The organism is Prochlorococcus marinus str. MIT 9515, from assembly GCF_000015665.1.
Taxonomy (GTDB): Bacteria; Cyanobacteriota; Cyanobacteriia; order PCC-6307; family Cyanobiaceae; genus Prochlorococcus_A; species Prochlorococcus_A marinus_P.
This window is the reverse complement of sequence record NC_008817.1, coordinates 260539-282499: the sequence shown is the minus strand read 5'-3', so window position 1 is coordinate 282499 and position 21961 is coordinate 260539. Positions and strand designations below refer to the sequence as shown.

25 protein-coding genes and 1 tRNA gene are annotated in these 21961 nt (G+C 32.3%); 12 read left to right on the top strand and 14 right to left on the bottom strand.

Going from position 1 to position 21961, the window contains the following annotated elements:
* Positions 1-45 precede the first annotated feature (45 nt).
* On the top strand, positions 46-1050 hold the full coding sequence (locus P9515_RS01505; protein WP_011819624.1) for a Gfo/Idh/MocA family protein: 1005 nt from the start codon (positions 46-48) through the stop codon (positions 1048-1050).
* Between the two features lie 15 nt (positions 1051-1065).
* Here P9515_RS01505 and P9515_RS01500 read toward each other — a convergent pair whose 3' ends face one another.
* Positions 1066-1206 (bottom strand): photosystem II reaction center protein K, encoded by a 141-nt coding sequence (locus P9515_RS01500; RefSeq protein ID WP_011131909.1) that lies wholly within the window; start codon positions 1204-1206, stop codon positions 1066-1068.
* A 33-nt stretch (positions 1207-1239) separates the two neighbouring features.
* Positions 1240-2358 (bottom strand): tRNA guanosine(34) transglycosylase Tgt, encoded by a 1119-nt coding sequence (tgt, locus tag P9515_RS01495; protein WP_011819623.1) that lies wholly within the window; start codon positions 2356-2358, stop codon positions 1240-1242.
* Between the two features lie 89 nt (positions 2359-2447).
* Between tgt and P9515_RS01490 the strand changes: the two genes are divergently transcribed.
* Complete coding sequence (locus P9515_RS01490) at positions 2448-3197, top strand: adenosylcobinamide-GDP ribazoletransferase (RefSeq protein WP_041710545.1); 750 nt, start codon at positions 2448-2450, stop codon at positions 3195-3197.
* On the opposite strand, the gene P9515_RS01485 is transcribed toward P9515_RS01490, so the two are convergent.
* Positions 3175-4311: a sensor histidine kinase gene (locus P9515_RS01485; RefSeq protein WP_011819621.1), complete on the bottom strand. Its 1137-nt coding sequence runs from the start codon at positions 4309-4311 to the stop codon at positions 3175-3177. The two genes, P9515_RS01490 and P9515_RS01485, sit on opposite strands and share 23 nt — an antisense overlap.
* Positions 4312-4566: 255 nt before the next feature.
* On the opposite strand from P9515_RS01485, the gene P9515_RS01480 reads away from it, so the two are divergent.
* Positions 4567-4935 carry a DUF3155 domain-containing protein gene (locus P9515_RS01480; RefSeq protein WP_011819620.1) on the top strand — a complete coding sequence of 123 codons (369 nt, stop codon included), beginning with the start codon at positions 4567-4569 and terminating at the stop codon, positions 4933-4935.
* Here the strand turns inward: P9515_RS01480 and P9515_RS01475 are convergent.
* Positions 4932-5549, bottom strand: coding sequence for an alpha/beta hydrolase (locus P9515_RS01475; RefSeq protein WP_011819619.1), 618 nt, complete (start codon positions 5547-5549; stop codon positions 4932-4934). The genes P9515_RS01480 and P9515_RS01475 overlap by 4 nt on opposite strands.
* A gap of 33 nt (positions 5550-5582) precedes the next feature.
* On the opposite strand from P9515_RS01475, the gene purH reads away from it, so the two are divergent.
* Positions 5583-7136: a bifunctional phosphoribosylaminoimidazolecarboxamide formyltransferase/IMP cyclohydrolase gene (gene purH / locus P9515_RS01470; RefSeq protein WP_011819618.1), complete on the top strand. Its 1554-nt coding sequence runs from the start codon at positions 5583-5585 to the stop codon at positions 7134-7136.
* Between the two features lies 1 nt (position 7137).
* Here the strand turns inward: purH and P9515_RS01465 are convergent, their stop codons facing one another.
* From P9515_RS01465 to sfsA, 4 genes are all read right to left on the bottom strand, one after another.
* Entirely contained in the window at positions 7138-7698 is a 561-nt protein-coding gene (locus P9515_RS01465) for a DoxX family protein (RefSeq protein WP_011819617.1), read from the bottom strand.
* Between the two features lie 92 nt (positions 7699-7790).
* Positions 7791-8987, bottom strand: a complete 1197-nt coding sequence (locus P9515_RS01460) for a 4-hydroxy-3-methylbut-2-enyl diphosphate reductase (protein ID WP_011819616.1) — start codon at positions 8985-8987, stop codon at positions 7791-7793.
* Between the two features lie 93 nt (positions 8988-9080).
* Entirely contained in the window at positions 9081-10541 is a 1461-nt protein-coding gene (locus P9515_RS01455; protein WP_011819615.1) for an ammonium transporter, read from the bottom strand.
* Between the two features lie 165 nt (positions 10542-10706).
* Positions 10707-11456 (bottom strand): DNA/RNA nuclease SfsA, encoded by a 750-nt coding sequence (sfsA, locus tag P9515_RS01450; protein WP_011819614.1) that lies wholly within the window; start codon positions 11454-11456, stop codon positions 10707-10709.
* A gap of 72 nt (positions 11457-11528) precedes the next feature.
* Here sfsA and murJ point away from each other — a divergent pair, with 72 nt between their 5' ends.
* Positions 11529-13109, top strand: coding sequence for a murein biosynthesis integral membrane protein MurJ (gene murJ / locus P9515_RS01445; protein ID WP_011819613.1), 1581 nt, complete (start codon positions 11529-11531; stop codon positions 13107-13109).
* Positions 13110-13116: 7 nt separating this feature from the next.
* Here the strand turns inward: murJ and P9515_RS01440 are convergent, their stop codons facing one another.
* Positions 13117-13398, bottom strand: a complete 282-nt coding sequence (locus P9515_RS01440; protein WP_011819612.1) for a DUF3181 family protein — start codon at positions 13396-13398, stop codon at positions 13117-13119.
* A 9-nt stretch (positions 13399-13407) separates the two neighbouring features.
* A complete protein-coding gene (locus P9515_RS01435; protein ID WP_011819611.1) occupies positions 13408-13659 on the bottom strand; it encodes a hypothetical protein in 252 nt (83 codons plus the stop codon).
* Positions 13660-13748: 89 nt separating this feature from the next.
* On the opposite strand from P9515_RS01435, the gene P9515_RS01430 reads away from it, so the two are divergent.
* From P9515_RS01430 to leuD, 5 genes are all read left to right on the top strand, one after another.
* Positions 13749-13822 (top strand) — tRNA-Arg (locus tag P9515_RS01430).
* A 77-nt stretch (positions 13823-13899) separates the two neighbouring features.
* Complete coding sequence (gene glyA / locus P9515_RS01425) at positions 13900-15171, top strand: serine hydroxymethyltransferase (RefSeq protein WP_011819610.1); 1272 nt, start codon at positions 13900-13902, stop codon at positions 15169-15171.
* A complete protein-coding gene (locus P9515_RS01420; protein ID WP_011819609.1) occupies positions 15140-16441 on the top strand; it encodes a competence/damage-inducible protein A in 1302 nt (433 codons plus the stop codon). The genes glyA and P9515_RS01420 overlap by 32 nt, the downstream gene beginning before the upstream one ends.
* A gap of 12 nt (positions 16442-16453) precedes the next feature.
* Complete coding sequence (gene leuC / locus P9515_RS01415; RefSeq protein ID WP_011819608.1) at positions 16454-17863, top strand: 3-isopropylmalate dehydratase large subunit; 1410 nt, start codon at positions 16454-16456, stop codon at positions 17861-17863.
* The gene (gene leuD, locus P9515_RS01410; protein WP_011819607.1) at positions 17860-18480 is read left to right on the top strand and encodes a 3-isopropylmalate dehydratase small subunit; all 621 of its coding nucleotides are present in this window, start codon (positions 17860-17862) and stop codon (positions 18478-18480) included. Before leuC ends, leuD begins: the two co-directional genes overlap by 4 nt.
* A gap of 3 nt (positions 18481-18483) precedes the next feature.
* Here leuD and P9515_RS10020 read toward each other — a convergent pair whose 3' ends face one another.
* The 4 genes from P9515_RS10020 to psbN form a co-directional block, all read right to left on the bottom strand.
* Complete coding sequence (locus tag P9515_RS10020) at positions 18484-18732, bottom strand: DUF3769 domain-containing protein (RefSeq protein WP_080513407.1); 249 nt, start codon at positions 18730-18732, stop codon at positions 18484-18486.
* Entirely contained in the window at positions 18693-20477 is a 1785-nt protein-coding gene (locus tag P9515_RS01405) for a DUF3769 domain-containing protein (RefSeq protein ID WP_011819606.1), read from the bottom strand. Before P9515_RS01405 ends, P9515_RS10020 begins: the two co-directional genes overlap by 40 nt.
* 22 nt (positions 20478-20499) lie before the next feature.
* Positions 20500-20628, bottom strand: a complete 129-nt coding sequence (locus tag P9515_RS01400) for a photosystem II reaction center protein I (RefSeq protein ID WP_002805124.1) — start codon at positions 20626-20628, stop codon at positions 20500-20502.
* Positions 20629-20759: 131 nt separating this feature from the next.
* A complete protein-coding gene (gene psbN, locus P9515_RS01395) occupies positions 20760-20912 on the bottom strand; it encodes a photosystem II reaction center protein PsbN (protein ID WP_011819605.1) in 153 nt (50 codons plus the stop codon).
* 79 nt (positions 20913-20991) lie between these two features.
* Here psbN and psbH point away from each other — a divergent pair, with 79 nt between their 5' ends.
* The gene (gene psbH / locus P9515_RS01390; RefSeq protein WP_011131889.1) at positions 20992-21192 is read left to right on the top strand and encodes a photosystem II reaction center phosphoprotein PsbH; all 201 of its coding nucleotides are present in this window, start codon (positions 20992-20994) and stop codon (positions 21190-21192) included.
* Between the two features lie 167 nt (positions 21193-21359).
* The gene (pth, locus tag P9515_RS01385; protein ID WP_011819604.1) at positions 21360-21959 is read left to right on the top strand and encodes an aminoacyl-tRNA hydrolase; all 600 of its coding nucleotides are present in this window, start codon (positions 21360-21362) and stop codon (positions 21957-21959) included.
* Positions 21960-21961 lie beyond the last annotated feature (2 nt).

The following is a 21961-nucleotide window of genomic DNA, read 5'->3' as shown; positions in this document are numbered from 1 at the left end:
ACATCCAATGAAGGATAATAACTTAATATACATGGACTATAAGATATGAAACCAACCTCATCTTCAGTAAAGGTTGGAGTAATCGGGATAGGAAATATGGGATGGCATCATGCTCGTGTGCTTAGTTTGCTGAAAGATGCAGATTTAGTAGGAGTTGCAGATCCAAACGAAAACAGAGGTAAATTGGCGGTAGAGCAATTTCAATGTGAGTGGTTTAAAGATTATCATGAGCTTCTTTCAAAAGTTGATGCGATTTGTATAGCTGTCCCTACGCTTCTTCACCACAAAGTAGGTCTAGATTGTCTTAAGGCCGGTATTAATGTTCTTATAGAGAAACCTATTGCAGCTAATGAGTTGGAAGCAAAATCTTTAATCAATGCCTCTAAAGTTAGTAATTGTCTTCTACAAGTTGGGCATATTGAAAGATTTAATCCTGCTTTTAGAGAGTTAAATAAAATAGTTCAAAATGAAGAAATTGTTGTTTTAGAAGCAAGAAGGCACAGTCCTCATGCAGATAGAGCAAATGATGTATCAGTTGTAATGGATTTAATGATTCATGATATTGATCTAGTTCTTGAATTAGTAAATTCAAAAATACAGAAATTAGCGGCTGTAGGAGGAAGAAACAGTGAGGGCTTAATAGATTATGTAAATGCTACTTTAGTTTTCAACAATAATATTATTGCGAGTTTGACTGCCAGCAAAATGAGTCATAAAAAAATCAGGAGTTTAAGTGCACATTGCCAGAATGGTCTTGTGGAAACGGACTTCTTAAACCATTCATTACAAATCCATAGAAAGGCTCATGAATCCTATACAGCAGAGCATGGAGAATTAGTTTATAGAAATGATGGTTATGTTGAGGAAGTAAGCACAACCTCTATTGAACCTTTGTATGCAGAGTTAGAGCACTTTCTTAAGTGCGTACAAGGTAAAGAATCTCCCGAGGTGGATGGAGAACAAGCCTCAAGGGCATTAAAAATTGCAGATTTTATTGAGTGTGCAGTAGAAAACTCAGGTGATGCAATATCACTTGAAATACCTTTCTAATCAATAAATAATATTTTATTTAAATCCAACTGCAGCTTGCCAAACAAAAACTAGTAAAAAGAAAAATAAAGGTATTAAAGGAAGAACATCAACGGTTGGAGCGAAAGCCTTGTATGCTTCAGGCAATTCAGCGAATGTATTTAAAAGAGTGAGCACCTTCTTAATAAATTAATTAATTATCTTAGAACGTTACCACGTATGGTGAGCAATAGAGGATCTTTTCCACGGAGCGAAATCTATTGTAAAACAATTATCTTTGATTGCCGCAGAAATTGCATTTGTAAATCGAAGCAGATGCGCAATATTATGAAGACTAATAAGAGTTAGACCTAATATTTCATCATTTCTAACTAAATGATGCAAATAAGCACGAGAATAAGATTTACAAGTCTCACATTTGCAAGTTTTATCTATTGGAGAAAAATCATTTTTAAAACGGGCATTTCGAATATTCCATCTTTCATCATTAAAAAAAGCTGTACCGTGTCGTCCTAACCTTGTTGGCAAAACACAATCAAACAGATCAAATCCTTTTGCAATCGCTAGTGTTATCTCCTTTAGGGAACCTATACCCATTAAGTATCTCGGTTTATCTTTAGGTAAGAATTTTGGTACAAAATTTATAACGTTGTGAATTTGCTCAACTGACTCTCCAACACTAACTCCCCCTACAGCAATTCCAGGCAAACCAAAAGAACTGGTAAATTTGGCACTAATTTCTCTTAGTTTGGGATACCGCCCCCCTTGCACAATTCCAAATAATGCTTGATTAGATTTCTTATGAGTTTCAACACAATTTTCTAACCATAAATGTGTACGATTTAACGAGTCTTGAATATCATTTTCAGTCGCAGTATGAGGAGGACAATGATCAAAAGCCATTGCAATATCAGAGCCAAGATCCATTTGAATACGCATTACTTTATCAGGAGATAAAAAAACGGGGCTCCCATCTCTGGGATTTTTAAATTCCACCCCTTCATTTGTAATATTGTTTAGTTTAGCCAGGCTAAAAACTTGATACCCCCCTGAATCGGTAAGAACAGGTTTGTCCCAATTCATGAATTCATGAATTCCGCCTGCCTCTTTGATAAGTTTTTCGCCAGGCTGAAGATGAAGATGAAATGTATTAGAAAGAATCATTTCCGAACCAGTAGATTTCAACTGTTGTGAGGAGATACCTTTAACTGTTGCTAACGTGCCCACTGGCATGAATCTAGGAGTTCTAACTTGACCATGAGGAGTATGGAATATCCCAGTTCTAGCTTCTGTATTACTACAACTTGATATAACTTCAAAATTAAACACGATAAATTTTAAAGAATTTCTGATTTTTTTTATTAATCTACTCTATTATTCAATAACTAAGTATCAGTAGTCTCATCAAAAACAATTTCATTAATAATCTTGCAGGAGCTTGGATTTTTTATACTACTTTTCCAAAGTTGCCCTTTATTACTCCAAAATTTAAAAATATTGCTCAATTTTCCCCAATAATAGGATTTTTCATAGGGTTAATACAAAGTCTTATTTATCTGATTTTAAGAAACAATTCTTGGTCTGCTTATGCATCCGTTCCAATTTGTGTGGCTTCTGGGTATTTAATTACTGGGGGTCTTCATCTAGATGGCTTAATGGATACTTTTGATGGTATTTTTGCAGGCAAAAATAAATGTTTAAAAGCTATGAAAGATAGTCAAGTTGGTGCATTTGGAGTTCAATCATTATTTTTTATAACTTTAATGCAAATTGCATGTCTACTAAAAATTCAAAGCCAAATAATTTCAATATTACCTATTTGCCTATTTTGGGGAAGGTTTTCAACATTAATCTTTATAGATAAATTTCAATATATAACTCTTGAGACAAAGTCAATACAGCACAAAAAATACTGGAATGGTTTTAAAAAAGAATCTTTAGTTTCTTTAACTTTTATTTTTATTTTTATTTTTTATTTTTTATTTTTAGATAAATCAGCTGACTTTATAATTAAACAAATTTTTCTATTATTGATAGGATTTTTTATAAGTTATGCAATTCCCAAATTTTTAGGTAGTAAAATTGGTGGATTCAATGGAGATGCCTGCGGAGCAAGCGTGGTGCTTGTTGAAACAACAATGTTGTTTATAAATGCAGTTCTTTTATAGGAAGTTCTAAATAAAATATGTTTTTCTTTTTAAGAGCATTTAATTCTTCATTATTATCTTTCATAGAATTATCTACTATGTTTAAATCTCCTCCAATTTGTTTTGCTAATTTTCTCGCCAAAAAAAGTCCTACGCCAGTTCCTTCTTTTTTCTTTGAAGCTGCGCCTCTAAAACCTTTTTGAAAAATTTTCTCGTTTTCATTTTTTGTTATTTTTTTGCCATCATCAAAAATGCAAAGTCCTCTTTTAGTAATAAAGATTCCAATTTCTGCATCCTTATTAGCATACTTAAAAGCATTTTCTAATAAATTAGCGACAATCTCAGAAATCACCATAAATCTTGGTTTAACAGCTAATAAAGTCCATTCAGGCCAAATCTCAGGTTGAATCCAAGCTCTATTTTCTAATTTTGCATTAGCATTTCCTCTTTCCAAAATTGGAAGAAGAAGATCTTGAATACTTATTTTTTTTCCGTTATCTAAATTAGGGGGTAATAATAACCTTTCTTCTCCAATATCTAAAAGAAGTTTGATGGGTTTATTTAATTGTTCAAAAGAGTCAACATATTGGTTAATTTGGTTTTGCTCTACCATCATACTTTCAACAATTTCTATAGAGCCGAGGTCAGATCCAAGTCTTTTAACTAATAATTTTGCATATGTTCTTATAGCAGCTAATGGATTTCTCAACTGATGGATCACAATGTCAACTTGATTTTTTAAAACATTTATTTCTTTATTATTATTTTGTCGTTCTATTTCAATGGATACGCATTTTGCCAAAGATATTGAGAGAGCTTTCAATCTAGAATCAAGTATTAATGGCCAATTACCATTGTTTAAATCAGTTTCAACTCGAAGAACGCCGAGTAAAATTTCTTTTTCTTGTAAGGGATACCACCTTCTGTTAGGTGATGAAACTTTTAATGTTGGATCATCATCTATTGATACTAATAATTTATCAACTTTTGGCCATTGAGCAATCATTTCAAATGTTGCTTTAGAGCCTTCTTTGGCTGAAGCAATGTATAAAACTAGTTGAGTAACGCCCATTAAGCAGCCAAAACTCTCTAGTTGTTTTAAAGTTAGATCTTCAAATTTTTGGGAAATCTTCATGATAAATAATTTATTAGATAAGATTTTGGAGAAAATTTAAAAAAAACTTGTAAAATCTGAAAAAAGTATTAAGATATTAATAGAGGTTTGACTTATTTCAGCCTTAAATATGAACTATTGTCCATATTTATATGCTACATCAGAGGTTGATGGGTCCTCTATGTCATTTGATGTGAATTCAAAGTCACAATTATAAGATTAGTAAAATCAAATAAGGCTAATCTAAGTTATAAAGAATTTTCGGAGTACTAATCAATGTCTAAAAAAAGAAAGAGGATCAGTAGAAGGAGACTTGCGGGTCAAAGAGTTATGGCGCACGTCCCTATTTATCATATCGAAACAGGTAAACATAAACCAGTAACAGCTGCAAGAAGATTCATAGCAGAAAATGCGTTATCTGCTCCATCTGTTTTCAATGTTCGAAGAAATGAACATACCACTGATAGGTTCTTCTGGGGAGAAAAAGGATTATTTAGTGCACAATACGCAGAAGAAAATCATTTTTTATTTCCTTCACTTAAAGTTGTAGTTGAAGGTATAGGAGAAGAAAAAATATTTGAAGGTTTAGAACTTACTGCAGATGATTGGGAAGAAATTGAAGAATATGAATATGCCTTCGTTTAAAATAATTCTTTGATTTTTAAATTTATAGAATGAATTAAGTTGGGATCAATTTGGTGATAGCCATCAAATTCATTTAATTCACAAAATTTATGGGATACATTTTTAATTTTTTGATAAATATATTTTGAAGCTGATATTGGTACTACTTCATCCATTAATCCATGACTTATTAATATTGGAGGGCATTTTTCATTCGGCTCCCAATTAGGATGAGCATATCCACTACAAGCAACAATCAAACCTACATTTAGCTTACAACCTACATCTATTGCCATTGCTCCCCCTTGAGAAAAACCCAACAGAATTGTTTTCTCGAGTGGAATGTTGCAAGTACCCAACATCCTAAGTGATCGAAGAAGCTGATCTACTTCATCATCTGCCTTATTCCAATCAGGAGGATATAAACCATACCATTGCCTCCCAACATTATTAGGATGCAAACTAGGGGCTTTTAGAGACAAGACTTCAAAATCAACATTAGATATTTCAATAATTTCTTGTCCTATTGGCAAAAGGTCCTCTGCATCAGCCCCCCAACCATGAATCAAAATGATTCTGTGCTTCGCTGTTTGAGAGCTAATGGAAACATATTCATGATTGATATCGTATTTCATGTTTATATTCTTAAGTAATCAAGTTTTTTTGTAATGTCACCATTAGCCCTAGTAAGTGTCTCTGATAAAACAAATATCATTCCATTTTGTAAGGATTTAGTTGAAAAATTTGGTTATAATATTTTATCCAGCGGAGGGACCGCTGAGTACTTGACAGAGGCAAAAGTTCCTGTTCTTAAAGTAGCAGATTTTACTGAATCTCCAGAGATTCTTGACGGGAGAGTTAAAACTTTACATCCAAAGATTCATGGAGGAATTCTTGCTAAAAGATCTAATGAAGAGCATCAAAGGGAAATATTAGAAAACAAACTAGAATTGATTGATTTGGTAGTTGTTAATTTGTATCCCTTTAAGAAAAAAGTGGAAGAGCAATGTCCTTGGGAAGAAGCAATTGAGAATATTGATATAGGAGGTCCATCTATGATACGCTCTGCAGCTAAAAATCATGCTGATGTTGCAGTTTTAGTAGATCCTAATCAATATCAAAATTATATTGAAGAGATCAAAAAAGGACCACTTAGCAAAGACTTTAAAACGAAATTAGCATTTGAGGCGTTTCAACATACCGCAAGTTATGACTCTGCAATATCAAATTGGATTAGTAAAGAAAAGGATTTAAGACCTTCGAATTTTATAGAATCATACCCGCTTATAAAGCAATTAAGGTATGGAGAAAATCCCCATCAAAAAGCATTATGGTATGGATTAAATAATATTGGATGGAATTCAGCAGAACAATTACAAGGCAAAGAGTTAAGCTATAACAACATACTCGATCTTGAATCAGCTCTATTAACTGTATTAGAATTTGGATATGAAACAAAGCCTAACATTAAGACCGAATCAATAGCTGCAGTTATTCTCAAACATAATAATCCTTGTGGGGCTTCGATTAGCAACTCAGCATCTAGTTCTTTTAAGAATGCGTTAAAGTGCGATTCAGTTAGTGCCTTTGGGGGCATAGTAGCATTTAATGCCAATGTTGATAAAGAAACTGCCCTTATTCTGAAAGACATTTTTTTAGAGTGCGTAGTAGCACCATCCTTTGATAAAGAAGCTTTAGAAATATTTAAAACCAAAAAGAATTTGAGAGTTTTAAAGTTAACAAAAGAAATGCTGCCTAAAGAAAACCAAACTTGTTCCAAATCAATTATGGGAGGAATACTCATACAAGATTCTGATAATCAGGAAAATTCAGAAGATTCTTGGATTTCAGTAACCAAAAAGAATCCAACTGAACAGGAATATTTAGATTTGAAATTTGCTTGGAAAATTTGTAAACATGTTAAGTCGAACGCTATTGTAGTTGCAAAAGATCAACAAACTCTTGGCATAGGAGCTGGGCAAATGAATAGAGTTGGGGCTTCAAAAATAGCTTTAGAAGCAGCTAAAGAAATTGATTCTGGAGGGGTTTTAGCAAGCGATGGTTTTTTCCCGTTCGCAGATACAGTGCGACTTGCAGATAAGTATGGAATAAGTTCTATTATTCAGCCGGGAGGTAGTATAAGAGATGAAGAAAGCATAAAAATGTGTGATTCAAGGGGTATTTCCATGATATTTACCCACAAAAGACACTTTTTACATTAAGTTAATTTGTTTTTGGATAATAAGTTATTTTATTAGTCTTACGAAGTAAAGCCAACCTTCCAGGCCCGGCACATAAAAAATAAAGAGAAATAATTCCATAGACAAAAGAAAGCTCAAAAGCATAATTATGACCTTCAACTACTGCCAATGGAAATCCTTCTAAACCTGTATCTAATAGGTGAAAATAAACAGCGAATGCCATAGTTGAAAATAGACCAAGTGAGCAAAGTCTTGCAAAAACTCCTAAAGCCAAACCTAATGGACATATTAATTGAGTAATAGCAGCTCCAAAGGTCCAAATTACTGGATCACCCGGTAAAAAAGGAAAATATTTTCCTACAACAAATTCTGCAAATCCTTGAGGGTCTTGAAGTTTTTCTAAACCGTGATGAATCATCAATACACTAAAGCCGATCCTTAAAATAAAAATGGATAATTCCCCTAAGATATTTACTTCAGAATTTGATGAAGGATTAGCAACAACGACCTCAACTTTTTGAGGGGCCTTTGAAGCATTCATTTTAGCTGTTTTTTCTTGATTAGATTGTGTTGTGTCTTCCATACTTCATTTTTTATTATTATTCTAAATAATAACGTAGATATTTAGGATAAATGTACTTGATAAAGTTAAAAATTAGGCGGAAAAATTAATATTTATTGAGTAATAGCAATTAATTTTTCAATAACATCAGCAACTATCTTGTCAGGAGTAGAAGCTCCCGAGGTAATTCCTACCTTAATTTTACCGTCTGGAATAAAATTCTTTTTCAAAATCAATTCAGATTCGAGAGGTTTATGACAAATAGAGTTATTCTCAACAGAAATCCTATCTGAAATATCAATATGAAAAGATTCGATATTATTACTTATTGCGATTTCTTGCAAATGAGTCGTATTCGAGGAGTTAAAACCTCCTATGACTACAAGTATATCCAAGTCTTCATTAACTAAAGAAAACATCGCATCTTGCCTTTCTTCTGTAGCATCACAAATAGTATTAAAAGCTAAAAAATGATCATTTATATTTGCTGGGCCATATTTCATTAACATGGTTTTTTCAAAAAATTTACCAATTTCCTCTGTTTCACTTTTTAGCATTGTTGTTTGATTGGCAACTCCTATTCTCTCAAGATGAACATCTGGATCAAATCCATCTGAACAAGCTTTTGCAAACTTATTCATGAATTTATTTTTATCACCATGTCCTTGAATATAGTTAGATACATATTCAGCTTCATCTAAATCAAAAACAACTAAATAATTTCCTGCAAAGGATCTAGTCGCAAGAGTTTCTTCGTGTTTATATTTCCCGTGGATTATAGAAGTAAAAGTGTGTTTTTTATGCTTCTCAACAGTATGCCAAACTTTAGAAACCCAAGGACAAGTAGTATCAATTATCTGACATTTTTTTTCATGAAGTAATTGCATCTCTTGAACTGTTGCTCCAAATGCAGGAAGAATTACAACATCCCCAGTTGAGACTGAGGAAAAGTCTTTTATCCCATTTTTTGCAGAAATTATTTTTACATTCATTCTGCTGAGATGATTATTAACTGATGGATTATGAATAATTTCATTCGTCATCCAAATATCCTCATTAGGATAATGTCTTCTCGTTTCATAGGCCATTGCAACTGCTCTCTCAACTCCCCAACAAAAACCAAAGGATTTAGCAAGTTTTATCTTTAACCTACCTTTTTCAAAACTAAAATTATTTTCTCTTATTGATGCAATTAAATCACTTTGATATGATTCTCCTAAAGCCTTAGCACGTTGAGTAGGGGATTCAAAACCTTTGCGGTTATATCTTCCCGAATGTTGTACTGAGTGTTTTATCGCTTGAGTATCCATGTTTTCAATATTACATCATTTAAATTAATTTTTTGAGAAAAAAAAAGAAACCTGACAAAAGTCAAGTTTCTAATTTTATATTTAAGTTTTAACTTATTTTGCAGAGGCAAAGTCTGGATATGCTTCCATCCCATGCTCTCCAATATCTAAACCTTGAGTCTCTTCTTCTTCAGATACTCGAATTCCACCGAATATACCTCCGATAACAGACCAAGCGATCCAGCAAGTAACTAATGTCCAGATAGCATAAGCTGCTGCACCTAAAGCTTGAACAAGAAGTAGTTTAATTCCACCACCATTGAACAAACCCAAACCTGCTCCATCTGCTTGAACTGCAGTTCCCCAAAGACCAATAACGAGGGTACCCCATACACCACATACACCATGAACAGAGAATGCTCCAACAGGATCATCAATTTCGGCTGCATCAACAGCTGCAACAGAGAATACAACGATAATGCCTCCGACTAGCCCAGCGAACCAAGCACCTGCAAGAGTCATATCACCACAACCTGCAGTAATACTTACCAGACCCGCAAGAATACCATTAATGATCATTGTAAGATCAGGCTTTCCTGAAGTTAAAGTGGACACAATAGTTGCTCCTATCGCACCGGCTGCAGCTGCAAGAGTTGTTGTTACAGCAACATATGGGACCCATTGATCCATAGCAAGTTGAGAACCCGGATTAAATCCATACCAACCTATCCATAGAACCAAAGCACCCAATGTGGCAATAGCCATATTGTGTCCTGGCATAGCTTGAGGCTTTCCATCTCTAAATTTACCAATTCTTGGCCCGAGAAGCATAGCTCCTACCAAACCTGCCCATGCTCCAACTGAATGAACAATTGAAGAACCAGCAAAGTCAACGAAACCAAGAGAGTCAAGCCAACCTCCATTCCATTTCCAACTACCAGCAATTGGATAAATAAATGCTGTTAAAACAATCGCAAAAACAACAAACTCACCAAATTTAACTCTTTCAGCAACAAGACCAGAAACGATAGTTGCTGCAGTACCTGCAAAAGCAGACTGGAATAAGAAATCGACTGTTGGAACTAATCCAGCATCAGTAACCATATCCGCAGTAACTGTTGGATCAAAAAATAGGCCTCCAAAATAAAGCCATCCGTCAGCAATACTTCCCCCGTACATTAGTGAATAACCAATAAACCAATAAGAGGTTACAGCCAAAGCAAATACAAAAAGATTTTTAGTAAGAATGTTAACGGCGTTTTTAGACCGACACATACCTGCTTCAACCATAGCGAAGCCAGCATTCATAAAGATCACTAAAATGGTAGCGATCAAAAGCCATAAATTGTTAGCAAGAAAAGCTGCATTTAGCTCGGGCAAATCAGCTGCATGAGCTGAAAGATTAAAAATACCTAAACCAAACAAAGAGAGAGGAACAGTTGCAAGCCATAACATTGAACGGTTTGAACTGAATCCACGAATACTTCTCAAAAGGAGCATGGGTCCATTAACAAGACTCGCATCTTGTAGCTTGGAACTCGAGCGCCTATGAGGCGTTTGCAAAGCATTGGTCATAAAAAAAATTAGTCTACAAAAAACAGCAAATGCTGTTTCCTTTCATTCATAATTTTGCTCTGAAAACTGTCTATGTCGAGTATTCATTTATACCAATTTGATAGTTACTCATTAAATAATTTTCATTTAATTAAAATTTTTACAATAAAATCAAAAATCACCAGATTAGCCATCTAATTTCAAGGGTTTAAATCCTTTCCAAGTTATGTGGTCTTTATGAAATTCAAAACAACATGGGATTAAAAGCATTCCTGCATCGATTGAATCCCTAAAAAGATCTCCATAAATAGGATCTGCTTCATCCCCTGGACCAAAAAAATCTACATCTTTTCTAGTAATACAAGGAACTAAAACACTTTTACTTTCAGGCATTACACCCTTTAATTCTATTAAATGTTTTTGTCCCCTTTTTGTTTCTGTATCAGGGAAAAGAGCTATTTTATTTTTTTTCCAGGTAGTATTTTTAACCTCAATAAAAATTTTACGATTATCTGGATTTGAAATTTTTGGAGTCAAAAGAAAATCTATTCTACTTTTTTTATCTTGCCCATAAACCACTTCTGATTGGATTGTAGCAATATCACCAAGCTTATCTTTTAGTAAGTTTTTTTCAATAACTGTTTTAATTAATTTGTTTGCAAATAATGTATTTATTCCAACCCAAACCTTTTCATTATTGATTCCTGTTACTTCTACTTGTTCCCAAGTCCAAGATAGCTTTCTTTTAGGAGAGGAAGAATAGCTAATTCGCACTTTGGCTCCTTCATTTAAAAGCCCTTTCATTGGACCTGTATTAGCGCAATGGGCTGTAACAATCTCACCATTATCAAGCTTAATATCTGAAAGAAATCTTTTGTATCTTTTAATTAAAACACCTTCAATTAATGGTTCAAAATTAATGATCCGATCATCCATAGATATTCTATAAAATAAAATAAAATATAATTGACTATATATCTTCTTAGAAAAAATTTTAATCAATATCTAATGAATTCATATTTAAAAAACAATATAGTATCAATTTCCTTTGCCACATCCCTAAGTAAAGCTGCGGGTTGTATTAGACAAATATTTATAGCTGCGGCCTTTGGGGTTGGAACAACATATGATGCGTTCAATTATGCTTACATAATTCCTGGGTTTTTACTTATTCTTATTGGAGGTATTAACGGTCCATTACATAATGCTGTTGTAGCCGTAATAACCCCTCTTAATAAGCGCGATGGGGCTATTGTTCTAACAAAAGTAAGTATTAAATTAACTTTTTTATTTTTTTTATTAGGAATAATTATATTTTTTAATTCCGATTTTTTTATAAATTTTATAGGTCCAAATTTAAGTATCGAATCCAAATCAATTGCAAGTTACCAACTAAAATTACTAACTCCTTGCATCCCTTTATCAGCTTTTATAGGTTTAAGTTTTGGAGCTCTCAATTCAAGAAATAAATTTTTCTTATCCAGTATAAGTCCAGCTTTTACAAGTCTTACAACAATTTTATTTATTACAATCAGTTGGATTATAAATTCTCAAAATACAACTTCCAATAATTTTTTTTATACAGGATTACTAGCTTCAGCAACCTTGACAGGTACTTGCATTCAATTCGTTATACAACTCTGGGAAATAAATAAGATCGGCTTATTAAGATTTAAATTAGGAGTCCAATCAGTTAACAGTGAAGAGAAAAGAATCTTAAAATTGATCGCGCCTGCATCAATTTCATCAGGTTTAGGACAAATAAATGTTTTTATCGATATGTTTTTCGCTTCAAGTTTTCAAGGAGCTGCATCAGGTTTAGCCTACGGTAACTTTCTTATACAAGCGCCACTTGGAATCTTATCAAACGTTTTAATTTTGCCACTACTCCCAAAGTTTTCAAGATTCCAGAGTAATCAAGAAATTAGAGCTCTAGAAAAAAGTTTAATCTCAGGAATAGAATACTGTTTTTTAACAACTCTTTTTTTAACGGGTTTTTTCATCACATTTAATAATCAGATAGTGCAGTTTGTTTTTCAAAGAGGTGCTTTTAATTCTGAGGCAGTTTCTTTAGTAAAAAATATTTTAATTGCCTATGCTGTTGGAATTCCGTTTTATCTTTACAGAGATTTATTGGTAAGAACTTACTACTCTATTGAGAAACCCAAGTTACCCTTTCAATTATCTTTAGGAGGAATAATACTGAATGTTTTTTTTGATTGGTTTTTACTTGGAGCTCCAATACATAATTTTGGAAATTTATTACCTTATAATTTTGGTGTAATTGGGATAATCCTTTCTTCAGGACTAGTTAATTTAATTATTTGTATTTTTCTTTCTGCAAATTTTAATGTTTATAAAATCAAAATATCTATACCTATTTTATTAAAGAGGATTTTTCTTATTTCATTAGCTTGCTTAATTACCAGCACAACTTGCTACGCCATAATCAAAGATTTCGATGAATTAAACTCGAACATTTTGAGTTTAATAATATTAATTATTGGATTTTTAGCTTTTTCGATAATTTATTTTTCGATAACCAGATTATTAGGGGTTAATAAATTAAAACTACCAATTAAAATGTGATTAACATTCATAAATTATCAAGTATTTCCTCTAAATCACAAATTTGAGATGAAGTTATCAACTTAGATAATTGAATTGTTTGATCTCCATCCCCTATTTTTACGTTAATTGCTTCTAAGCTAGTTATTGCGGCATTTTTGCTGCCTTTGTCCAAATTACTAATGCATTCAAGAGCAAGATTTCTAGCTAAACCCGCATCTCCCAGATAAAGGTTCCATTTCTCTATTTTAATAAAAATTTTTTCTGAAATGATATTTTCTAAATCACTAATTTGAATCTGTGAATTCATAACTAAAGCCTAAGTTGATTGATTTTGAAAATCTTTAGGTTTTTTTATAAAAACAAATAGCAAATGTGATACGAGAATAACTGTCCAGGCAATTGCAAAATTATTAAAAAATAGCAAGTCATGTTTAATTTCTTTAAAAAGCCAAGTTCCGCTTACAACAGCAGTAAATACCATGCAATGAATTACAAAGTTTACTATTCGAGAGAAATGTTTATAAGTTGGATCTTCGGAATCACCATTGCCATACCATTTAATCGGCATAATTATAAAAATTAGATTGTTAATAATAGACAGTTTAACTGAAATCTAGTTGACTAAGAGACCCAAAACCAGAGATATTACATAAATATGCGCCTGTAGCTCAGTGGATTAGAGCACCTGACTACGGATCAGGGTGTCGGGAGTTCGAATCTCTCCAGGCGCGTAAAAAATTATGAAATATTTTTTTTATATTTTGTTTTAAAAAATCGTCTATATTTAATCTATAGTTTCCCTGTTTGAATGAATATTCTTCAAAATCTCAAAAAAAGTGATCCAATCATATCAAACTTAATTAATTCCGAAAAAAATAGACAAGAAACTCATCTTGAATTAATAGCTAGTGAGAATTTCGCATCAATGGCCGTAATGCAAGCTCAGGGATCAGTCTTAACAAATAAATACGCTGAAGGTCTTCCTCAAAAAAGATATTACGGTGGTTGTGAATTTGTTGATGAAATCGAAGAACTAGCAATCGAGAGAGCCAAGCAACTTTTTGATGCAGACTGGGCGAATGTTCAACCCCATAGTGGAGCACAAGCAAATGCAGCTGTGTTTTTAAGTTTACTTAATCCAGGAGACACAATTTTAGGAATGGATTTATCTCATGGTGGACATTTAACCCACGGATCTCCTGTGAATATGAGTGGAAAGTGGTTCAATGCTGTGCACTATGGAGTTGATAAAGAAACTAATAAATTAAATTTTAATGTAATAAGAGATATTGCTTTAGCTACAAAACCGAAACTCATTATCTGTGGATATTCTGCTTATCCAAGAACAATTGATTTCAAATCTTTCAGAAGTATTGCTGATGAAGTTGGAGCTTTTTTAATGGCTGACATCGCTCATATTGCAGGACTAGTAGCTAGTAAACTTCATCCGAATCCAATTCCATATTGCGATGTGGTAACTACTACAACTCATAAGACCTTGAGAGGTCCAAGAGGAGGATTGATTTTATGTAAAGATAAAGAATTTGGGAAAAAGTTTGATAAATCTGTTTTCCCAGGAACTCAAGGTGGGCCTTTAGAACATATTATCGCAGCTAAGGCAGTTGCCTTTGGAGAAGCTTTACAGCCCAACTTTGTTAATTACTCAAAACAGGTTATCAAAAATGCAAAAGTTCTTTCTTCAACCTTAATCAACAGAGGAATAGATATTGTTAGTGGAGGTACGGATAATCATATTGTTTTGCTTGACTTAAGAAGTATTAATATGACAGGAAAAGTTGCTGATTTACTTGTAAGTGAAGTAAATATTACAGCAAATAAAAATACTGTTCCGTTTGATCCTGAATCTCCTTTTGTCACAAGTGGGTTGAGATTAGGAACTGCAGCATTAACTACTCGAGGTTTTAATGATGAAGCTTTTATTGAAGTTGGTGAAATTATTGCTGATAGATTACTAAATCCAGATGATTTATTAATTGAAAAAGAATGTAAGGAAAGGGTATTAAGTTTATGTAATAGTTTTCCTCTTTATGAAGCCAAACTTGAATCATCGATCAAATGAACCTAATTGTAAAGGGGTTGAAATTCTTTCAATAGGAACTGAATTACTTTTAGGAAATATAGTCAACACTAATGCTCAGTGGATTTCTGAGGAACTATCAGCATTGGGACTTAATCATTTCAGGCAGTCAACTATTGGAGATAATTCCAAAAGGATCAGTAATTTAATTAAAGAAATATCTTTAAGAAGTGATCTATTGATTACTACAGGAGGTCTAGGACCTACTCCAGACGACTTAACTACTGAAGCAATCGCTAAATCTTTTAATGTCACACTATATGAAAGAGAATCTTTATGGGACGAAATCAAAAAAAAGCTATCACTTTCAAGTTCAATTCAAAATAACTCCAGCTTAAAAAAACAATGTTTCTTCCCAAAAGATGCTCAAATAATTCATAATCCTAGAGGCACTGCTCCTGGGATGATTTGGAAACCAAAAAAGGGATTTACTATATTAACTTTTCCTGGAGTACCAAGTGAAATGAAAGTAATGTGGAAAGAAACAGCAATTGACTATATTCAAAAAAACTTTTCAGATGGTTATATATTTTTCTCAAATACTCTTAATTTTTCTGGAATAGGAGAATCTAAAGTCTCAGAAAAGATAGATAACCTTTTGAAACTTAAAAACCCAACAGTTGCACCATATGCCAATTTAGGAGAGCTGAAGCTTAGAATAACCGCAAGAGCTACAAATGAACTTCAAGCAAAAAATTTAATTAAACCAGTGAAAGAGGAGTTAAAAAAAGAGTTTTCAAAGTTTATATTTGGTGAAGATAATGAGACTTTATCAAGCGTGTTAATTAAGGAATTACTCAAAAGAAAAGAATCTTTAGGTTTTGCAGAATCCTGTACTGGAGGTCTTCTCTCTTCAACTATTACAAAAGTATCAGGATCCTCTCAAGTTTTCAAAGGTAGTATTATTTCTTACAGTAATGAACTTAAACAATCATTATTAAATATTCCTGAAGATAGGATAAAAAAATACGGTGCTGTATCTGAAGAGATTGCTCAAGATATGACGATTAATGCAAGAGAGAAACTAAATTCTGATTGGTCAATAGCAATTAGTGGTATTGCAGGACCCAGTGGAGGTAGTAAAGAAAAGCCCGTTGGAATAGTTTATATCTCAATAGCAGGACCAAATAATCACATAACTAATATCAAAAAAATATTTAGCTCCACTAGAAATAGAGTTGAAATTCAAAGACTAAGTGTAAATGTGTGTTTAAACAGTCTTCGATTAATCTTATTATCTAAAAGTAAGTAACTTTTTTTCAAATTGAGTCAAGATACCTTATTTGATAAAGTCTGGGAATTACACAAAGTTGCAAATCTTCCTGGTGGCTCGGATCAAATCTTTATCGGTCTTCACCTTATTCATGAAGTTACTAGCCCCCAAGCGTTTGGAGCTTTAAAAGATAAAAATTTAAAAGTCAAATTTCCAAATAGGACTGTTGCAACAGTTGATCATATCGTCCCAACAGATAATCAAAACAGGCCTTTTAGAGATAATCTGGCTGAACAAATGATTGATACTCTAGAAAAGAATTGTTTCGAACACAAAATTAAATTTTTTAATATTGGTAGTGGTAAGCAAGGAATTGTACATGTAGTAGCTCCAGAACTTGGATTAACACAGCCAGGCATGACTATAGCCTGTGGAGATTCTCATACATCAACACATGGAGCCTTTGGATCAATAGCTTTTGGCATTGGTACTAGTCAAGTAAGAGATGTCCTTGCTAGTCAAACGATTGCTATGAATAAGCTAAAAGTTAGGCAAATTTGGTGTGAGAATAAATTATCCAATGGAATTTATGCTAAAGATTTAGTACTACATATAATTAATCATCTTGGAGTAAAAGCTGGAGTAGGTTATGCCTATGAATTTGCGGGCCCAGCTATAAGTGCATTATCAATGGAAGAGAGGATGACAATATGCAATATGTCTATTGAAGGAGGAGCAAGATGCGGTTATATAAATCCTGATGAAAAAACCTTTAGTTACATCAAGGATAAATTATGCTCGCCTCAAAATGAAAATTGGGATAAGGCTATTAAGTGGTGGAAATCATTACAAAGTAATGAGAATTCTATTTTTGATGACGTTATCAAAATAGATGCCTCAAGAGTGGAACCTACTGTTACATGGGGTATTACTCCTGGACAAAGTATAGGCATTAGCCAGAAAATCCCTTCATTGGGAGAAATACATCCAAATGATCAGTTTATTGCTGGGGAGGCTTATGAATATATGGGTTTCAAACCTGGACAACCAATAAAAGATACTCCTATCGATGTTTGTTTTATAGGTAGTTGCACTAATGGAAGAATCAGTGATCTAAGAGTTGCTGCTCGAGTATTAGGGAATCATAAAATAGCAAAAAATATCAAAGCTTTTGTGGTTCCAGGATCAGAGAGGGTTGCAAAAGAAGCGAAAGAGGAGGGTCTTGATAAAGTTTTCATAGATGCAGGTTTTCAGTGGAGAGAGCCAGGATGTTCGATGTGTTTAGCAATGAATTCTGACAAATTAATAGGTAACCAAGTAAGTGCAAGCTCGAGCAATAGAAATTTCAAAGGGAGACAAGGATCTCCGAGCGGTAGAACGCTTTTAATGAGCCCTGCGATGGTAGCTGCTGCTGCTATAAAGGGAAAAGTAAGTGATGTTAGAGATTTTCTAAATAAATGAACGTTAAATTCACCCCCCCTATAGGTAGATTTTCACAATTAAATGGTAAATGCATCTCATTAGTTGGAGATGATATTGATACTGATAGAATAATACCCGCTCGTTTTTTAAAATGTGTAAATTTTGATTCCTTAGGAAAATCTGTTTTTGATGACGATCGCAAAGCTCTTAAAGGAAAACATCCTTTTGATTTAGAGGCTAATAAAGGTGCCTCGATACTCATTGTTAACAGTAATTTTGGATGTGGTTCAAGCAGAGAACATGCTCCCCAAGCATTAATGAGATGGGGCATTAAGGCAATCATTGGCGAAAGTTTCGCGGATATTTTTTATAGCAATTGCATTGCGATTGGTGTTCCATGTTTTACTCTTTCTAAGAAATCAATACAAATTATCCAAAAATATATCAATAATAAAGCTTTATTTTTTGAGGTTGACCTTTTAAAATCAGTTGCATTATCAAAAGATTTAAAATTTGATCTTGAAATAAAAGAAACATCAAGAAAAATGTTTTTATCGGGCGAATGGGATACCACATCAAAATTAATTGAAAATAATGATTTAATTGAAAAAAAATTGAATGAATTACCTTATATTAAATTCAATTCTAATTTCTAAAACCTATTGGAAGCCAAATAAAGTAAAAGCTATACCCCCTGCTTCATTATGCGCTTGATAAAAGATGCCAAATTCATAGGATCTTTTTTTCCAATTTAACGAGATTCTAGAATTTATGAAATCTCCATAATCTTTTGAATCACTATCTAAATTTAGAGTTGCAGAATTTTTTAGAATAAGCGGTCCAAACAACTGTTGGTCAAAGGCAATATCTAAAGTAAATTTATCAGAAATTTGATCAAACTTAAACATACTTCTCCGCTTTTATTTATAAAAAGGTAATAAGCTAATTTTGGTATAGTCGAAAGATTTTTTTTGAAATCCCCAAACACAAATTCCGGACCAGCACCGAAACCCACGTACTGTTGATTATTGCCACTATCGTAAAAAGAATACAATAATTCTAATTTAGTATTAAGGCTAAGTCCTTTCTTGATTGGTTTTGGAATGTAATTATATGAACTATCAATAAATTCATTTGTAGATTCATCAACAATTATTGGGAATTTTTGATCTAACAAATAAAAGAAATTACCTTTTGTAGATCTAACCAAATTTTTACTATTTAAGGCTTCTCCCTTAAAACTTGCCAATCCTAAAGACAATATCTCAGTTTTACTAATTCCATTAGAAACCCAAGAATTTTGTTTTTCTAATTTAGAACCATAGGCTGAGTAAATTTCAGTTTCACCTATAGAACCATTCCATACCCTATCTCTATAGATACCGTAGAAACTTTTTTTCCATTTTGAATTCAAAAAATAAATATCTTTACTTAAATTAGCTTTAAATCTAATAGAGTCTGAAAACTTCTCAGGATCAAACGAATTATTTTGCTGATCTATTTCTAAAGTCCATTTATTAATTTTCCCTTTGATTTGAGAATTGAGAGCAAAATAATCTTTCAATGTTACATCTCTTTTAACCTTATCTGCAGTTATAGAATCTCCTTGGCTCACAAAACTTTTTGTATATCCTTTAAGTGATCGTTGAATTAAAAATTGTGGTTCTAAATCTAAAATGAAATCATCAAATATATTGATTGAATTAAGTTTTCTACCAATAAAAAATCCATCCTTATCAACGTTATCAAATCCAATATTCCATCTATTTTCATACCTAATTTCTTTAGTTAAAGTTCTGTCTCCAAACCAAAAAGGAATATTGATTTTTTCATCTAAAACTAAAAAGTTTACAGAAGATTTAAATTTCAGTTCTTCATTTCTTGCAATAGCTTCAAGAGCATTGACTTCAATCTTGACTTGCTTTAATTCAAGCAAATCATTAGTTAATGTAGTTTTAACACTTGTCCATTTATTTCCAGAAATATTAATTCTATCTGTAAATAATACCCAATTCTCAATACTTTTTGGCGTATGCCTAACTTTATCTTTTTTGATTTCTTTTAAAATTTCAATTTTTTTAGCATCTGAATTTTCAAAATTAGAAAACAAATCATCAATCAGATTATCTGTCTTAATTAATCCCTTAACATCTAACAAATAACCCTTTCTATTATTGAAATCATATTTTAAGCTAACCATTTTGAATAATTGTTCTCCAATATTCAAAGACACATTTCCATTGGCAATAATGATCTTATTCGTTTTATCGTAAATAAGGCTATCTGCTTTCAGAATGTTCCCTTTATAAGTAACCAGAACATTACCTTCTGCATTCAGGATATTATTCTCTTCAGATTGTATTTGAGATTGAATCTCTAACTCTTTTTTGGTAATACTAGAATTTACCAATAATAATGGAGAATTATTTCTAAAAATTTTATTAATATTAACTTCAGAATTTATTATTAGATTGTTATTATTTTTTTTTAATAATTCTTCCTGAGTTTCCTTTGAATTGTCAAAATAATATGTCTTAGTTTGAAAAGTATTCTTGGTTTCGATATCAATAAGTTCAATAGTTTTTCCAAGTGAGGAAAAGTTTATTAATGAAGAAACAAGAGATATAGCTTTTATAAAATTCCTTATATTCAAAATGTGACTAGATTAAAAAAAATTAATCCTGAGGACTTTCTAAATCTTTTCTATTTGGAGTTCTAGTCGGATCACTTGCTAAAAATCCGAAAAGGAATATACCAACAAAGAAAAATACAATTGTGTATACAGAAATTTTAAGGGCAAGCATAGAATTTACGAGTGCTAACAGATTTATATCCTATTAAATCTATATTTAATTTATGATAAAAGGTTTACTTTTTGTATTTTTGGTAAATTTTGAAATACTTTATAAAGCTTATAAAATTTCAAATTAAATAGTTAATCATCATGATCATCCCAAGGATCAGTTAACTTTGTAGCCTTGGGACCAAATGCTGTCCATAGTCCAAAACCTGTTAAAGCCAATAACACAGCAAGGATTGTAACGGCTACAGAAACAGCTGGATCTGGTGCGGATGATAAAGTTTGCATCAATTTTAATAAGTTTGTGAACAATTTATGTATTAGTTCTTATACAATAACGAAATATATTCGATTTAGAGAAATTACTATGGGCCAAAAAACTGCATTAGGTACTCTTCTGAAAGCTATTGGAAACTCAGGACAAGGAAAAGTTGTTCCTGGATGGGGAGCTGTTCCTATTATGACTGTCATAGGTTTACTTTTATTAGTTTTCCTAGTTATACTCCTACAAATTTATAATCAATCATTGCTCCTACAAGGTTTCTCAGTTGATTGGAATGGCAATTAGATATATTGAATTTCTATAGATTGAACTACTTTATCGCATAGGTAATTCTAGAATATCAAAAAATACATATTCAAATCTTATATAAATTGTGTTGTCATACACATTAGAAAAACTTTCACTAATTTCCTATATTTATAATTTAAAAACTTTAGATATAAATTGAAATTATGAAGGATAATGAGGTATTTATTATTGGTTTAGGTAATCCTGGTAAACAATATATCAAAAGCAGGCATAATATTGGATTTTTGTTGTTAGAAACTTTTTCAAAAAAATATGATGCACAATTTACTCTAAAAAATAAGCTGAAAAGCAGATATACAGAATTCAAAATAAATGATTCTATCTATAAGTTATTTATGCCTCACACTTATATGAATAATAGTGGAGATGCTGTGAAGGCAATAGTGGATTGGTACAAGATCAGTTTGGATAAGGTTTTTATAATAGTTGATGATATCGATCTGCCTCTGGGTAAGATTAGATTCAGAAAAAAAGGAAGTTCTGGAGGACATAATGGCCTGAAAGATATCATAAATAAATTACAGACTGAAAATTTCAATAGAATAAAAATAGGTATAGGATCGCCTCCCATTAATGAAACAAAGAAACAACTGAACACGATTTCCCACGTCTTAGGGAATATTTCTTCTCAAGAGAATTCTACGTTAGAAAAAGTTTATCAAAAAGTAATTGAATCACTAGAAGAATTAGATATTAAAAATGAAGATTATATTATTAGCGAATTAAATTCTTTCCACAAATAAAA